A 16,380-nucleotide genomic window follows, 5' to 3' on the forward strand; every position below is an offset into this window, starting at 1 on the left:
ATCCGGTCACTGACGCCCATAACGTGCTTAAGGATCATCAGTCCAATACCTCCCCTGACATCAAACCAGCTCTTGCGTCCCTGGCCGGTAACCAGACCCCGGGGACTCGGAATAGTAGCGGATAACTGCTCAAAAGGGATGGCTTTATAAAGAATTCCTAAATCTGTTTGGCTAAAATGCTCATCCAGTAGATTCTCGTGAAAAAAAAGTAGATTTGTCATGGATTATAAAAAAAGTTATGCCCTACTTTGAACACTTTTTGTGCCAAAACAGGGCAATTTTATTATAATCCACACCCTGAAACTCAATGGGGATAACTATTACAGCTTTTCAGGAACACCCTACGTATATTTAAATCCAGCGTTTAATTTATCTTTTCGCGACTTTTACTTGTAGCCTCTGTTTAGGATTAAAGGTTATTTTTCCAGCCCCCAGTTTTTATTGGGTACTGCCCCCATAACGAGTTCCAGTGTGCCTCCTTTTACGATGTCCGCATGCATTAAATAAGCTTTATTATAAGGGTTGCCATTAAGTTTTGCACTTTGGATATAAATATTTTGGGGACTGTTATTACGAGCAATAATTGTAAAGCTTTGGCCACTGGCAAAAGGCTGCGTTAAATGAAGCGCTATCCTGTTAAATACCGGAGAAGTTATTTCATAGCGGGGATCCCCAGGGCAAATGGGATGCAGGCCCGCGGCAGCCAGCACATACCAGGCAGACATTTGCCCCACATCCTCATTTCCTACTAAACCATCAACCCGGTTATGATAAGCGTCTGCACATATTCTGCGGGTCCATTTCTGGGTCAGCCAGGGCGCTCCCAGGCGGTTGAACAAAAAGGGTACGTGATGTACCGGTTCATTGGCATGATTGTAATAGTCATTCCACATAAAGTTTTTGGGCGTCTTTTCAAAAAAGCTTTCCAGATCGGTTTTTACTTTTTCTGTACCGCCCATCAGTTGGATCATGCCGTCCACGTCCTGGGGCACAAACCATCCCTGCTGATAAGGATTACTTTCAATGGTGCCGTAATTTTGCACGAGCCTCCCCTTCGCCGGCCAGTCTTGCCAGGAGCCATCCTCATTTCTGGGCCTGAACCAGCCTTTTTCGGGATCAAAGATGTTTTTATAGTCCATGGCCTTGTGTGCGTATAGCTTCGCCATAGCTGGATGCCCTAAGGCGTTGGCTAATACGGACATACAATAATCCGCATACGCATATTCCAGCGTTAATGAGATGCTCAGACCGCCAGGCGTATAGCCCTGTTTGCCGTTATCAAACTTTTTAACTGTCCCTAAAGCATACTGATAAGCTTTCTGCACATCATAATTTCTGATACCCTTTACATAGGCGTCCGCAATCATAGATACAGCAGGATTGCCAATCATACAACCCGAATACGCATTTAACAGCTCCCACCTGGGTAAATAGTTATGTCCAGACTCCTGTGCCAGTGTAATTAAAGAAGTAATCATATCATTAACCAGCCCAGGATTTATGATTGTCTGAAGCGGCATCTGGCTTCTAAATACGTCCCAGCCACTAAAAATTGTTCTTTTATTAAAGCCGGTGGCTTTATGCGCTTTATCGTCTCCGCCCATGTACTGCCCATCCACATCAGTGACTATTCTAGGGTCAATCATGGTATGATAAAGTGCTGTATAAAAAACGGTCTTCTGTTCCAAAGAGCCGCCTTGTACCTTAATTTTATTGAGTGCCTGATTCCAGCTATCTACAGCCCTTTGATGCAACCCGTCAAAATCCCAGTCTTTCATCTCTGTTTGCAGGTTGCGTTTAGCCCCTTGCATACTGACAAAGGAAATACCAGCTTTCATGAATACCTGTTCTCCTTCTTTGGTTTCAAAATCAGTATAAAAGCCAAGATGCTTGCCTTCATAGGAAGCTGGTTTAGAAATCCGCTTAGCATCCTCCAGCCATTTTTGGTAATAATCACTGGTTACTGCATCTCTTTTTCTATTGGCTGTGTCAGGGATATTAGCCGACCAGACCCCATAGTCCTTTAAAGGCTTACTGAAACTGGCATAAAAATACACCGTGTAATCGGCCTTGCCGTCTCCGTTGCCCCAACCCCCGCCATCAGGGGAGCACCGCATCCAGCCTTGGATACTGTGGTCATCCACTACCTCAACATATTGTTTAGTAGAAGTGCCCCCTACTCTCCTGGCCAAATCAATCTGGATCCTGGAGCTCTTATTTTCAGGGTAAGTAAAGCGTAACATACCGCTGTGGGCAGCAGCCGTCATTTCTGCCTTCACCTTATATTTTCCCAGAAAAACGCTGTAATAGGCAACTGCTGCCTTTTCGGAGGATTTTGTATACATCGACCGGTAGCCTTTTTCAGGGTGCTCCAGCGTACTGCTGAAGGATTGTAATGGCCCTGTAGTTGGCATGACCAGAAAATTACCCAGATCTCCATACCAACCGATGCCACTCATCTGCGTAAAGGCAAACCCCTCAATACTCGTGTGTTCATCGCTATAACCAGATCCATTATCCCCTCCTGTAATTGTGTTAGGACTCACCTGCACCATTCCATATGGAGTGGTAGCCCCTGGGAAGGTCTTACCCAGCCCATGATAAATTCCCGCCTCCCCCACACTGGTAGAAGCGCCAATCATGGGGTTTACAAAACTGGCAGGCGATGGGTGCCTTTCTGACTGCCCAAATACATGACCAACCATTTGTGCCCCTAATGCGCCAATACATATTGCGCGCAGATAATAGCTCCATCTTACTTTTTTACCCATCATTGTTTTTACTTCTTTCGTGGTAAAGATCATTAATTTTTGCCTTGTTTAAAAAAGTGATCCATAAATAACAGCTCAAATTGAATCGAGTTGGCCCAATAGTCCCAGGTATGGGCTCCCGGCCTGGTGATAAAATCATGATCAATTTTATCATATAAGAGCTTTTTATGCAAGGCAAGATTCTGCTGGTATAAGAAGTCATCAGATCCGCAGTCAATAATCATTTTAAGCGAATCGTTTATCAGTTTATGTGTCAGGTATAAAACACTATGCTGCTCCCATCTTTTTGGATATTCGCTGTAGGAGCCTAAAAGGTCCTGAATGCCAAAAGAACCCGCAAGGCCGGTGATATCCACAGCCCCGCTCATACTGCCGGCAGCGCCAAATATATTTTGATGTAAAATAGCTAAATAAAGCGCTCCATAGCCTCCCATACTGAGTCCCATAATGGCCCGGCCCTTTTTATTTTTTATCGTTTTATAATGTTTATCCACCCACTGAACCAGCTCAGTTGTTATAAAGGTCTCGTAATTACTGTATTTTTTGACCGGGCTATCAAAATACCAGCCTGCAAAACCGCCATCCGGGCAGACAATCATCAAATGATATTGATCTGCATAACTGGCCACTGCCGGCACCTTTTTGATCCAATCACTATAATCCCCTGAGTATCCATGAAGTAAATACACAACTGGCAAAGCTGGAGCTTCTGAAACGGCCTTTACATTTTCATAGTCTTTTGGCAAAATAACAACCGTCTTCATGTCCCGGTGCATTGCCATACTATAAAAAGCAATCGTGTCTACACTAGCAGCTTGCCCTTGAGAACTGACCAATAATATGACAATGAGCATGGATAGGCACAAAATAATGGGTCTATTGATATATTTTCTAAGGATACTGTTACGCATAGACGGACTGATTTATTCGTTAATTTTTTAGATATGTGACAGATAGATAGTTATTACCAGTCAGTTAGCACAAACGACTGGGATGCATACATAAGAAACACAAACCCTAAAATGCCGCTATTAATGATTTTAAAATCCACATATAAATATTTTTATAATAATAGCGGATGCGGTCTCTTTATGTGACAACAAGAAAGTAGCAGAACCCAATAAGTAGTCGTCCATTTTTGCGCTATATTTACGTAAATAATAGCCCATAGCTGACACATGACTAAAAACCGCGTCCCATTGACGACTAAAAAATATTATATATTATTTGCATTTTTGACAACGATCTTTTTGATGTGGGGTCTGGCGCTCACCTTAATGGATGTGCTCAATAAGCATTTCCAGACAGAGCTACACCTGACAAAATCCAAGTCTTCTTTGATTCAGTTGGCTACTTTTGGAGCTTATAGTCTCATTGCCCTGCCAGCAGGGATTTACATGAAAAAATTTGGTTATCGTAAAGCCATTTTAGGCGGCTTGTTTTTATTTGCTGCAGGCGCTTTTTTATTTATTCCGGCAGCCAATCAAAGCTCTTTTACGCTGTTTTTAATGGCCTTATTTGTACTGGCTAGTGGTATGGCATCCCTGGAAACCGTAGCCCATCCCTATGTAGCCGCACTTGGGGATCAACGCACCAGTGATCAGCGTATTAATTTTGCACAGTCCTTTAATGGCCTGGGTGGCGTAATCGGGCCGGCTATCGGCAGTTTTTTTCTATTGAAGGCCGAACAAGATAGCCTGAACGGGTTGTCAACCGTTAAAACGCTATATGTCTCTATAGGTTGCGTTATAGCTTTGATGGGACTGATCTTCGCCTGTTCCCCTTTTTCCAGGGTAACGACTAGCAGTTTCCACCCGGCAGCAGGCTCGGCAGTACGGGCACAAGGATATACAAACGTTGACGTGCACCGGCTAAAGGATCTTTTACATCAACCGCATTTTATATTTGCGGTGTTGGCCCAGTTTTTTAATGTAGCCGCCCAGGCAGGGACCTGGGCCTATTTTATCAATTACGGGGAAGAAATCATGCATTTCTCGGCTGAACATGCAGGCTACTTTTTCTCCCTGAGTATTTTACTGCTGGTTATCGGCCGGTTTACCGGAACATTTTTAATGCGTTATATTAAACCTTATCTGCTATTAAGCATATTTGCTTTCTGTAATATATTGATGTGCCTTTTAGTGGCCAGAGGGGCTGGATGGGGTTCCTTTATTGCCCTATTAATGATTAATTTCTTTTTCAGTATCATGTATCCCACTATTTTCAGTTTAGGCTTGAAAGACCTGGGCCCTTTAACACAACAGGCCTCTTCTTATATCGTGATGGGTTTTATAGGAGGAGCCTTGTTCCCACCACTAATGGGCCTGATTGCTAATCAGCATATAGCAGCGGCCTATTTATTGCCCGTTATCTGCTATGCAGTGATCTTTTTATTTGGGATTAAATACCCTAGATTGAATAAAAACGCGCTTCTGCATGCAAGCCGAAAAATAGAACAGACGCCTATTTAAATCTTTTCTCAATCATTTATTTATAATTTCCCGCAAAATACAGACCCACTTGAAAAAATATTCCATCAGTGATATCGCACAGGCGCTGAACATCTCAAAAACGACCGTTTCCTTTATCCTGAATAACCGGGCCGAAGAAAAGCGCATCAGCCCTCAACTAGTAGAACGTGTACAACAATTTGTAAAGGAAGTGGGCTATAAACCCAATCCCATTGCCAAGAGCCTGAGAACAGGAAAGACCAATATCATCGGGCTTATGGTGGAAAATATTGCAGACCCCTTTTTTGCAGCCGTTGCCCGCCATATTGAAAATAAAGCCTATCAAAACGGCTATAAAATCATTTATTGTTCCACGGATAATAACACCCTCAAGACCAAAGAATTACTGGAGATGTTTCAGGAACGCAATGTAGATGGGTGTATTATAGCGCCCCCCATTGGTGTGGAAGCAGAGATTAAAGCGTTATTAGACTCCGGTATGCCCGTTATCTTTTTTGACCGGCATTTAGAAGGTATTGTGACCGATCAGGTAGAGATCAATAATTATGAAAGTTGCCTGGAGGCAACCAATTTATTGATTCAGGAAGGGTTTAAAGATATCGGCTTTATCACTTTTTCCTCCACGCAGACTCAGATGCAAGGAAGACTCGCAGGATATCAGGCTGCGGTGCATCATGCTCATTTAAAGGAGTATGTCCTGGAAATTAAGTTTGATCAAAATGAGAGACTTATTATAGAACCCATCAAGGCATTTTTAACTAAACATACAAAACTGGATGCGGTCTTCTTTAGCGCCATACAGGCAGGAACCAATGGACTGAAGGCTTTCCATGAACTGAATCTTAAAGTCCCTGGAGATCTGGCTGTCATTGCCTTTGACGATTGCGATGTATTTGCATTATATGCCCCTTCCATTACCGCCATTTATCAGCCCATTGACCAGATTGCAGAAGCCACCATTGATTTGCTATTAAAGCGATTAAAAAAGAAAACACCTGGCGCACCGGCTGCCAAATCCGCTGCGAAATCAAGCTCCAAGCCAGTCCTGGGGAATTTTCAGCAGGTAATTATTCCAACAGGTATTACGATAAGAGCCTCTTCCCGAAAAAAACGGTAGTTATTTAAGGTGACCGATTAATAATCAGCCTTCTTTTCCAAAAAATTGTCCGTTCTGAAAGACTCGGCCGGCAAACCGGCTTTATTTTGCAGGTTGGTTACCGGGTAATTATAAAAGGCATACCTGACAAATAGTGGCGTGGCAACTTTTGGTGCCATTAATTCTACCGTATTTCCCACAATAACCGCTTGGGCAGGATAAAACACGCTATCACTGCCTGCCAGATAAAAATCTCTGGGCGGTCTGCCATCATGGGTCATTAATCCGCTGGAAACGGTTTCGGGTTCAAAATGAATAATTGCCTTATGGTGATTAAAAGCCACATACTGAAACTGTGGTCCCAGATAAGGGACCTGTAGTTGATTATAGGTTCTGTTTAAGGCAATGGCGGCCAGGCGTTCACCAACCGGACGTTTATTTTTAGGATGTAGGTTTGATGGATTGCCCACATCTAAGGTAAGCGCCATATACGTATTATTTAAGTACCGAACGCTTGCCTGTACTTCCCTGAAATAAGCATCGCCCGTTAAGGTTGAATCTAGTTTTTCATGTGCATAAGGCGCAATCTGAACAAATTCAAACGGCAGACAGCCTTGTTTAAAAGCTGCACGCCAACTTTTGATCAGCGTAATCGTAGCCCTTGCAAAAGCAGCCCGGTCCTTATAATTTGTTTCCCCCTGATACCAGCAAAATCCCTTAATAGACAGTGGAATAAATGGATGAATCAAGGCATTATAGAGTAAAAATGGTCGGGTTACTTTTTCAAAACTGAATCCAGCAGTAATCTCCTGCCTGGATTTAGGGTCCTGCACGTACGGCGTCAAATAGGTTTTATTTAATACGGCGTCAGCCGCGAGTGCTTTTTCAGGTACAAAAGCCTGAACAGTGGAAGCGCCTATGCCAGAAAAAATTAAACCAACAGGAATGTCCAGACGTTGCTGTAAATGGTTCCCAAAGCTATAACCAACCGCGCTAAAATCCCGGACACTCACAGGTGTACAGATCTGCCAGTTGCCCTGAATATCTTCCATAGGGGTAGCACTAAAGTTCAGCGCTACGTTCAGTAGCCGAATATGGGCATTGGCATTATTAATAATTTCTGTAGAATCCAGCATTTCATGAACGGCAAACTGCATATTAGACTGGCCCGATAAAAACCACAGGTCACCTATTAGTAGATCTTTTATAGTCCTGGTTTCATTGTGCGAACTTATTTTCAATTGATGCGGGCGGTAATCATGGGCGGTCGCTTTGGGGACCGCTAAAATGCCCCTGAAACGCCCATCAGCGTCTGCCCTTACCGCTACCCAGGCTTTTTGTCCGTCAACCATCCAATCCGCTTCAATCAGGACTTTGGCAAACTTTTCTGCCCGGCCCCATACGGTGAAGGGTTTATTTTGCTGAATCACCATGTGATCCTGTAATACTGTGCTAAATGCTAATAATTGGTGTGCAGTATCCTCCATAACAGGGGTTAAACAAGTGGACCGGCCTGCGACTGATTGTAATAGAGCTAGTAAAACCATTAAAATACGTATTCGATATTTAATTAACGCCCAATTTTGTAACGCGTTATGCGCTTCAGTTCGGCTGCTCCCAATACAAAGCAAAGGCATATTTACCCCGGGTAATTGACACGCGCTATACATAATTTTTGACATACTTTACAAATAAGATTATTTTGGGAAACATGAAGCACTCCTAATATCTCCAAAAAATAAAAATGATTAAAAAGATTTAAACACATCCATCTCTTTCTAAATATAATACAGGAACAGCTCCTTAGATAAGAAACATTTTAAAAGCCATTCCGCCAGTCATAGCGCTTTAATTTTTAATATTTTAGAAAATTTTATACATTTAAGCTGAAGAAAAAACGCGCCAAAGGATAGCGGATACCTTGACAGATATGTGTCTATAAGTAAAATCAAAGGTTCATCAAGTTAAGTTACAGTAGCTAAAATGTCTAAATCCATGAAAAAAAGCGTATTTATGATACTGGCAGGTGGGATATTCACCTTCAGTACCCTAACCAATAACAGTTACGGTCAATCAAAGCCAGCGCCCTTTAAGGCAGCAGAGAGAGTCGTATTTGCTGGCAATAGCATTACAGAAGCAGGGTTTTATGAGACCTATATCTGGTTATATTATATGACACATTTTCCAGACCGGCGAATCAGTGTATTAAACGGCGGCGTCGGCGGAGATGTCGCAGAGCAAATCTACCGCAGGCTTCCTGGTGATTTACTGCCTAAAAACCCCACTACGCTTGTTGTGAGCTTCGGGATGAACGACAGTAAATATTTTGAGTATAACGATTCGCTGCATCCAGTCACTGAAGAAAAGAGAAAGGCAATTGTTCAAGAGTCCTATAATAGCTATTTAAAAATTCAGGATACCTTACGTGCTCACCCCGCCATCCATAAAATCATCATGAGCTCCTCCCCTTACGATGAGACGGTTAAGCAAGAGGGCAGCCTATTTAAAGGGAAATGGAAGACCATGGACGAGATTGTCAGCTTCCAGAAAAAAGCAGCAAAAGATCAGGGTTGGGATTATGTAGATCTATTCCACCCCATGACCGCCATTAACCTGAAAGAGCAAAAAAAGAATCCAGCCTATACCTCTACCGGGCCGGATAGAATCCATCCGGGTAGCGCAGGTCATTTGATTATGGCCTATATTTTTTTGAAAAGCCAGAGACTGGCCGGGAAACCTGTGGCTGATTTTGCCATTAAGGCTGACAAGCGGTTGGTGGCTAAACAGCAGAATTGCCAGATCAATACCGTTAAAAGCACAAAAGAGGGCCTGAGCTTCCAATACCAGGCAAAATCACTCCCTTTTCCGCTGGATTCAGTGGCTCGTGTCTGGGGCAATCAGCAAATAGAAACCGAAGCCTTACCGGTCATTCCGTTTATGAAGGAGTTTAATCAGGAAAATATGCAGGTCACAGGCTTACAACCGGGCAACTATCTATTAAAAATAGATGGCCAGCAAATCGCGGAGTTTTCAGCGGCTGCCTTGAAAGCAGGGATAAATCTGGCCAGTCTGCACAATACCCCTCAGTATCAACAGTCCTTGAAAATTATGGATCTCAATGCCAAACGTAAAGATATAGAGGCTAAGTTCAGAAATTATTACTGGGTACAATATGATTTCCTCTATGACAAAGGTCTCCTGTTTAATAACACCCAGGTAGCCGAAGACACCATTAAGGCTAATTTAGAAAAGAACGGCTGGCTTAAAGTCAAATACGACGATTATACGGCGGTACGTACCCAAAGACAGGCGCTTAAAAATCAGATGAAGGCCTATGTGGATGAGATTTATTCCATCAATAAACCCAAAAGCCGTCTTATTGAACTAATCAAGCAATAAAAACCGAATAGTTCCAATAGCAGTTTGGGCAAAGATGTTGCCACCAACTGCTATTGAAACTATTTATAATATCTAAAAGGTAACCATTGTTTATTTCGATCTGATTAAATATTCGCTACCGAATCCCAAAACGGTCAGTGTTTTTAAAAGCCAATTCACCCAAACAGCATCCCCCTCTCCAAATTTATAAACCGGTTCCAAGGTAATCACCCCTTGATGACTATCTGCTATCCCGTCATCATATTGACCAATAGGGTCACTACCCAGCATTCTGAATACAGGTACAGGAATCTGTCCTTCTGTGCTCTGGGCTGGCATATAGGCATTATGTCTGCGTGGGTAATAAGCCTGGCTCCAATATCATGCCCAAAGCGTGTAACCATCTGCCACAATCTGCACCTTACAGTGGCTCAGGCGATTCCGGCCAGCCTCCTATCTCAAATTTATTTTTTGGTAGATTTTTAAGCAAACTTTGACAGCGGCTATCCAATAAAGCGTCGCAAGGAAACAAAAAGGTTCCATTCAAGTTAAACTTACGCATTAACCTCACCTGGCTAACAACCGTCTGATAAAGCACATCTCCCGTAATTTCAGGGCCTCTGGACTCCAACAACCCCATGAAATTAATAATATGGACAATTTCAGGGCTTTCTTTTGTTGTCATAACATGACAATTGATTCCTTCACAAATTCAACAGATTCAGAATTACTTCAGAATAGCATCTGAATTTTGCTTTTTTTATCGAAAGGAACAATTACAACTTATAGTATCATGGGCTAAAGGGAAACTGGGAATGATATTCAGGTGATTAAATTCAATCTGCCTTTTAAGGAATGACAGAAATCATGTCCTGTTCATTACAGACTTCCACAAGGATTTCCTCACCAGATGTATGTCCAGAGAAAAGAATAAGGCCTTCGGAAAAATTAATCTTAATATTCATTATTTTCTCTATGGAAGCTTATAAACAATATAGTAAACCATTTTATTATTTGGGTGGACTTTACCTGTTCGTTTGTACATTATTAAGAATTATACTACTAATAGACCCCAAGGTTCATAATGGACTTACTATTATGGATTATGTCCAAATACTATTCGTTGGGCTATTACCCAATCTTCTCTTCTTTTGTTTAGCAGCCATCCCTTTATGGCTATACCTACTTACAATTTCAAATAAAAAACTAAAAAAACCATACGGATGGATAATACTGGCAGGTTTAATGCTCTTGTTACTCATTTTATTGTTCACAAAGAATCCCATTAAAGCTTACGGCAGTGTTCTTTTAGAAATTGTCGTTATTTTCGTTTGCATAAAATTATTACTGAACACGCTGCTGTATATCTTCCCAACCAAAAGGGTACTAATCCGAGAGTGGACTTTCCATATTACCATTTTTATCTATACAACTATCATTTTACTTAATGCTTTAAGTGAGTACTTTTTCTTTAAAGAATTTGGAGTACGCTATAACTTTATTGCTGTAGACTATCTGATCTATACCAATGAAGTAATTGGGAATATTATGGAATCCTATCCGGTAATTCCTATTTTTTTGGGCTTAGGATTGATTTCTCTGACATTAACATGGTGGATAGCCCGCAAAACAAAAAAGTATTTCCAGCCACTGCCCAACATAGGTACCAAGTTTTTAATATTTATAAGTGTCGCCCTTTCTATTTTATTGGCAATTATCATACTTCCGTATTTTGGAGATATGAAGGCAAATAACCAAAGAAATAAGGAACTAACCCAAAATATATATGTCAGTGAGTTAGCCAGTGATGGTATTCAAAAATTTACAATTGCATTTTTGGATAATGATTTAGACTATAATAAATTTTATCTAAGAATACCACAAAAATTAGCGCTTCAAACACTCGCATCAAGAATTGGCTGGGCTCCTTTAAATAATCTACAAGTCAGCCCCACACCTATCCAGGCAGACACGACCGAATTACATAAAAACATAGTGCTTATAACAGTGGAAAGTTTGAGTGCAGATTATCTGGCTCATTATGGCAATATTGAAAATCTAACGCCATTTTTGGATTCTCTTTATAATGAAAGTCTAGTTTTTACGAACCTTTATGCAGCAGGCAATAGGACGGTAAGAGGTCTTGAAGCTCTTACGCTCTGCATACCGCCATCACCTGGAGAAAGTGTTATAAAAAGAAAGGATAATCAACAAAAGTTCAGCACTGGCAACTTACTTAAAAAAAGAGGGTATACAGTTCAGTTTCTCTATGGCGGTTATAGCTATTTTGATAATATGCAGGACTTTTTCTCCACAAATGATTATCAGATAATAGATAGAAACAATTTCAAACCAAATGAAATTAGTTTTGCCAATATATGGGGGGTTGCGGATGAAGATATGGCCCGTAAGATGGTTCAGGTACTCAATCAGGACAGTCGGTTGAACAAACCCTTCTTTGCTCATTGGATGACAGTATCTAACCACCGTCCATTTACCTATCCTAATGGGCGCGTAAGGATACCTGGTGATGCCCATCAAAGAAAAGGAGGAGTATTATACACTGATTACGCATTGCATCAATTCTTTCTTATGGCTAAAGGACAGAACTGGTATAACAACACTGTATTTATTATTGTTGCGGATCACTGTGCCAGTTCTGCAGGTAAAGTTGCGCTGCCCTTGGATAAATATAGAATACCATGTATTGTTTTCAGTCCTGGCTTTATAAAGCCCCAAAAAATCAGCACACTCATGAGCCAGATTGATATTATGCCTACTGTATTCGGTTTATTACATTTCAGCTACCGCTCTAAGTTTATTGGACAGGATGTTTTAAAAAAGAACTATAAACCAAGAGCCTTTATGGCAACTTACCAGGACATGGGATATTTAGAAGACAGTATTTTAACGGTTCTGGCTCCATTAAGGGCTGTCGCACAATATAAAATCAGCCCAATAAATGAAACGCCTGAAGGTTCCACATCCGCAAATAATTCAATTAATCTAAATAAAGATAATAAACAAAATCAGGCCATTCAGATAAAGTTTAACCAGACTGAGATTCAACCTGAGCACATTGATAAAAAGTTAGAAACCACAGCTATCAGTTACTATCAAACAACTTCCTGGTTATTGAAGACTCACCAATACCAGGCATTACCTTAAAGAATCATTACAAAAGTTCCGACAATTATCAATCCTGCACCAATTAAGGTTTTCAAATCAGGGGATTCCCCTAAAAAAACTATGGAGAGCAATATGGCCAGCGCTACACTTAGTTTGTCCACCGGAGCCACCTGGGATACCTTACCTAGGCTCAGCGCTTTAAAATAAAAGATCCAACTAAGCCCCGTAGCAATACCAGAGAGTAATAAAAAAAGTAAATTTTGGCGGTTAAGCCCCTGCCACCCTTTCCATTCATCTTTATAGATTACAATTGCCCAGGCCATAATTAAGATAATGACAGTTCTGATAGCAGTAGCCAAATCAGCGGAAACACCTTTTATCCCAAGTTTGGCAAAAATGGCGGTTAAAGCTGCAAACAATGCCGCCAATAAAGCAAAAATCCACCACATAAATAAAAAATTAGAATAGTTTTAAAAAATCATGCACAAATCAAAACAGACCATACATACTTTATCAGGATCTTATTTCTCTGTCTTAATTCTGTTCCTTTATTTACTCCAAAATATTTACCAAAACTAGTAAAAACAGCTCCCCTGTCCTCCGAGTCAATAAAACAACCAATAATCATCAGAAAATATTCAGAATTAATTCAAATTTGATTGGGTTCTTTGTAGAAGAAACATTAGTTTTATCATAGTATCTGCCAGTTATTCATTAACAGATAAACACAGAAGGGACTGGCTGATACATAACCCCTTATTAATAGTATGAAAATACTAATCATAGAAGACGAACAATCCCTGGCAGGAAGCATTCAACAATATCTGCAACGGGAAAACTACCTTTGTGAAATTGCCAGCGATATTACACCGGCCAGGCAAATGATAGAGGATTTTACTTATGACTGCATTTTACTGGATATTAATCTACCGGAAGGCAGCGGACTTACTTTACTAAAAGAATTAAAGCAGGATAAAAAAACAGACGGAGTAATCATTATATCAGCCAGAGGAGCCCTTGAAGACAAGGTGTTATCTTTAAAGCTCGGTGCAGATGACTACCTTGCCAAACCTTTTCATCTGGCGGAGCTAAGTGCCAGAATAGAAGCAGTTATCCGTAGACGGTATATGCAAGGCGAGTCCAAACTTAGTTATGAGGACATCGTCATTGATACGCTTGCCAGATCCGTCAGCGTTCAAGACCAACCGATCACCCTGACTAAAACTGAATATGAGCTGTTATTGTTTTTAATCATTAATAAAGGTCGAGTTGTCACTAAAAACGCGATTGCTGAACACCTCTTAGGTCGTTCCGCATTGTATCTGGATAATTTCGATATCATCTATGCCCATGTCAAAAACCTGAAAAAAAAACTGCTAGGCATGGGTGCGGCAATTAAAACGATTTACGGAACAGGTTATAAGTTCTCCTGATGAAACTTTTAAACTATACTTCATTAAGGCATCTTTTATTTGCCTCTCTGCTGACCCTTATCAGCATTCCGGTATTCTATGTGCTGCTCAATGACATTTTTGTCAGATCCATAGACAGGGATCTTAAAATGCAAGCCGCCCAGATTCCAACTATGGTAAGTATTATTCAAAATCAAAAAGATCTTGAACTTTGGAAAGAGCTTGACAATGACCTTGAAGTGCTTCCCCTAGATAGTGTCCAGTTTCATGAACGTCCGTTTACCAGACAAGAATCACTGCCTAATCATAAAGGAGATGAAGATTTCAGGATCCTGCAAAAAAAACTACAGATTATGGGGCAGCCTTATGTGGTAAGTATAAAGGCCTCCTTATTTGAAAAAGAAGATTTAATAAGAACGATCCTTACCATTCAGTTTGGCATACTCATCCTGCTGCTTATTGGAACTGTAGGAATCAATTATTTTGTTCATAAACGCATCTGGAAACCATTTTATAACTCACTTGATTATTTAAGACAGTTTAATATAGAATCAGAGATTAGCCCCCTTCCCGCTCCGTTAAAAATACAAGAATTCACACAACTCAATCAATCCATTGAACAGTTATCTGTCAGGGTTCGTCAGACTTATTTTTCTCAGAAAGAATTTATTGAAAACGCTTCTCATGAATTACAAACCCCGCTGACAGTATTAAAATTTAAATTAGAATTGCTCTTACAGACCAAAGACCTCACGGGTGAACAGGGAGAACTCGTTGGTGATATGTATCGTGAAATTGAACAAATGCAGGAACTAAACAGCAATTTACTCCTACTCAGCAAAATTGAAAATGGACAGTTTATCAGTGATGAAGACATTGATGTTGAAGCATCAATTGCTGAATTGATTGATAACTTAAGCCTGTTAGCAGAAGCCAAAGGCCAAATACTTCTGTTCATAGAACAAAAATACCCACACCCTAAACCGCTACTTCTTAAAAGAGCCAACCCCATGCTGTTTAAAATAATGATAGCCAACCTATTAACCAATGCTATTCAGTATAGTTCAAGCGGTGCCACGATAAAAATCGACCTAAAGGAGGACTCTCTAATAATTGCCAACCCCGGATCGCCCTTGAATATTCCAAAATCGAAGCTTTTTACACGGTTTGTGCGAACTGGTAAAAAAAGTAAGGGGCAAAACAAATCCGGATTACATAATGGCGGCAATGGGCTGGGGCTTTCGATCGCTAGCCGAATAGCATCATACCATAAAAATCTTTCGATGACTCTTGATTATCTTTACAATGAAGAAAATAAAGAACATAATTTCATCATCCATTGGCTAAATGTCAATTAACCAAGCCCAATTTGAGTCTGAACCATATAGCAAGTTGTCATTTGAAATGTTATAGGATCTTCTATAAACCCTAAAGACGTCTTTAATAATTAAAACACAATTATTGATTAGAGCATAATCCAGGTGAGCTAAAAATTTAGCTTAATGGCCCTCAAGTTTGCACCTTTTTTATGGCTTAGCATGATTAAGATCTTTTATCTCCATCAGTTACAAATTAAGTATAAAAACATTTTCAATTAAATTCGAAAATTAAATAATATTAGCCTAAATTTCACATTTTATTTACGACATACTCTAAATACCAATTCGGCATAAGAGATTTTTCAATTTCCCAAATTATTTCCCCATTTTCCAATTCTGCTATTAAAACTAATTCACTCCCAGAATGATCTAACAAAAAAACGCTTTGGGCAATTCTTACAGCTTGAATTATGAAGTGGACCCTATTCTTTAGACAGATTTCTTTGGGTTCTAAGATAGAGGCAATAGGGATACCTCTTCTGGGTTAGGCGGTGACCTGGTGCAAATATACTTACTTTTATGCTGCATGTTTATATAACTTGCTGGGACATGAATTATTAAGAGATTGGTGGGGCCTGTGATAATTGTAGAAACTCATATAGTTATCGATTTGATAGTGCAAAGTTCGACCGTCCTCACACGGGCTTAAGTATATACATTCGTATTTGATTGAACGCCATAGCCTTTCGATGAAGATGTTGTCAATTGCGCGCCCCCTGCTATCCATGCTGATTTTAATTTGTT

At 40.5% G+C, this 16,380-nt stretch carries 14 protein-coding genes; 6 read left to right on the forward strand and 8 right to left on the reverse strand.

Going from position 1 to position 16,380, the window contains the following annotated elements:
• The 3 genes from BLU80_RS18960 to BLU80_RS18970 form a co-directional block, all read right to left on the reverse strand.
• On the reverse strand, nucleotides 1-221 hold a 221-nt coding region (locus tag BLU80_RS18960; RefSeq protein WP_139188217.1), incomplete at its 3' end, for a hypothetical protein.
• A 195-nt stretch (nucleotides 222-416) separates the two neighbouring features.
• Nucleotides 417-2,804 carry a GH92 family glycosyl hydrolase gene (locus BLU80_RS18965; RefSeq protein ID WP_211481915.1) on the reverse strand — a complete coding sequence of 796 codons (2,388 nt, stop codon included), beginning with the start codon at nucleotides 2,802-2,804 and terminating at the stop codon, nucleotides 417-419.
• Nucleotides 2,804-3,682: an alpha/beta hydrolase gene (locus tag BLU80_RS18970; RefSeq protein ID WP_244519025.1), complete on the reverse strand. Its 879-nt coding sequence runs from the start codon at nucleotides 3,680-3,682 to the stop codon at nucleotides 2,804-2,806. The genes BLU80_RS18965 and BLU80_RS18970 overlap by 1 nt, the downstream gene beginning before the upstream one ends.
• Nucleotides 3,683-3,970: 288 nt before the next feature.
• On the opposite strand from BLU80_RS18970, the gene BLU80_RS18975 reads away from it, so the two are divergent.
• Complete coding sequence (locus BLU80_RS18975) at nucleotides 3,971-5,242, forward strand: sugar MFS transporter (RefSeq protein ID WP_211481916.1); 1,272 nt, start codon at nucleotides 3,971-3,973, stop codon at nucleotides 5,240-5,242.
• Nucleotides 5,243-5,291: 49 nt separating this feature from the next.
• The gene (locus BLU80_RS18980) at nucleotides 5,292-6,359 is read left to right on the forward strand and encodes a LacI family DNA-binding transcriptional regulator (RefSeq protein WP_091401503.1); all 1,068 of its coding nucleotides are present in this window, start codon (nucleotides 5,292-5,294) and stop codon (nucleotides 6,357-6,359) included.
• A 17-nt stretch (nucleotides 6,360-6,376) separates the two neighbouring features.
• Here the strand turns inward: BLU80_RS18980 and BLU80_RS18985 are convergent, their stop codons facing one another.
• Nucleotides 6,377-7,825 (reverse strand): sialate O-acetylesterase, encoded by a 1,449-nt coding sequence (locus tag BLU80_RS18985; RefSeq protein WP_211481917.1) that lies wholly within the window; start codon nucleotides 7,823-7,825, stop codon nucleotides 6,377-6,379.
• Nucleotides 7,826-8,333: 508 nt separating this feature from the next.
• Here BLU80_RS18985 and BLU80_RS18990 point away from each other — a divergent pair.
• Entirely contained in the window at nucleotides 8,334-9,737 is a 1,404-nt protein-coding gene (locus tag BLU80_RS18990) for an SGNH/GDSL hydrolase family protein (protein ID WP_170831300.1), read from the forward strand.
• 90 nt (nucleotides 9,738-9,827) lie between these two features.
• Here the strand turns inward: BLU80_RS18990 and BLU80_RS18995 are convergent, their stop codons facing one another.
• Both BLU80_RS18995 and BLU80_RS19000 read right to left on the reverse strand, forming a co-directional pair.
• Entirely contained in the window at nucleotides 9,828-10,055 is a 228-nt protein-coding gene (locus BLU80_RS18995) for a hypothetical protein (RefSeq protein WP_091401507.1), read from the reverse strand.
• Nucleotides 10,056-10,137: 82 nt separating this feature from the next.
• Complete coding sequence (locus BLU80_RS19000; RefSeq protein ID WP_091401508.1) at nucleotides 10,138-10,401, reverse strand: hypothetical protein; 264 nt, start codon at nucleotides 10,399-10,401, stop codon at nucleotides 10,138-10,140.
• Nucleotides 10,402-10,691: 290 nt separating this feature from the next.
• On the opposite strand from BLU80_RS19000, the gene BLU80_RS19005 reads away from it, so the two are divergent.
• Entirely contained in the window at nucleotides 10,692-12,884 is a 2,193-nt protein-coding gene (locus tag BLU80_RS19005) for an LTA synthase family protein (RefSeq protein ID WP_091401511.1), read from the forward strand.
• Here the strand turns inward: BLU80_RS19005 and BLU80_RS19010 are convergent.
• The gene (locus BLU80_RS19010; protein ID WP_091401512.1) at nucleotides 12,881-13,294 is read right to left on the reverse strand and encodes an EamA family transporter; all 414 of its coding nucleotides are present in this window, start codon (nucleotides 13,292-13,294) and stop codon (nucleotides 12,881-12,883) included. The genes BLU80_RS19005 and BLU80_RS19010 overlap by 4 nt on opposite strands.
• Nucleotides 13,295-13,612: 318 nt before the next feature.
• On the opposite strand from BLU80_RS19010, the gene BLU80_RS19015 reads away from it, so the two are divergent.
• Nucleotides 13,613-14,278, forward strand: coding sequence for a response regulator transcription factor (locus tag BLU80_RS19015; RefSeq protein WP_091401514.1), 666 nt, complete (start codon nucleotides 13,613-13,615; stop codon nucleotides 14,276-14,278).
• Nucleotides 14,278-15,615 (forward strand): PorY family sensor histidine kinase, encoded by a 1,338-nt coding sequence (gene porY, locus BLU80_RS19020; RefSeq protein WP_091401516.1) that lies wholly within the window; start codon nucleotides 14,278-14,280, stop codon nucleotides 15,613-15,615. Before BLU80_RS19015 ends, porY begins: the two co-directional genes overlap by 1 nt.
• Nucleotides 15,616-16,153: 538 nt before the next feature.
• Here the strand turns inward: porY and BLU80_RS19025 are convergent.
• Entirely contained in the window at nucleotides 16,154-16,375 is a 222-nt protein-coding gene (locus BLU80_RS19025; RefSeq protein WP_394331876.1) for an integrase core domain-containing protein, read from the reverse strand.
• Between the last annotated feature and the right edge of the window lie 5 nt (nucleotides 16,376-16,380).

The organism is Arachidicoccus rhizosphaerae (assembly GCF_900107765.1).
GTDB lineage: Bacteria > Bacteroidota > Bacteroidia > Chitinophagales > Chitinophagaceae > Arachidicoccus > Arachidicoccus rhizosphaerae.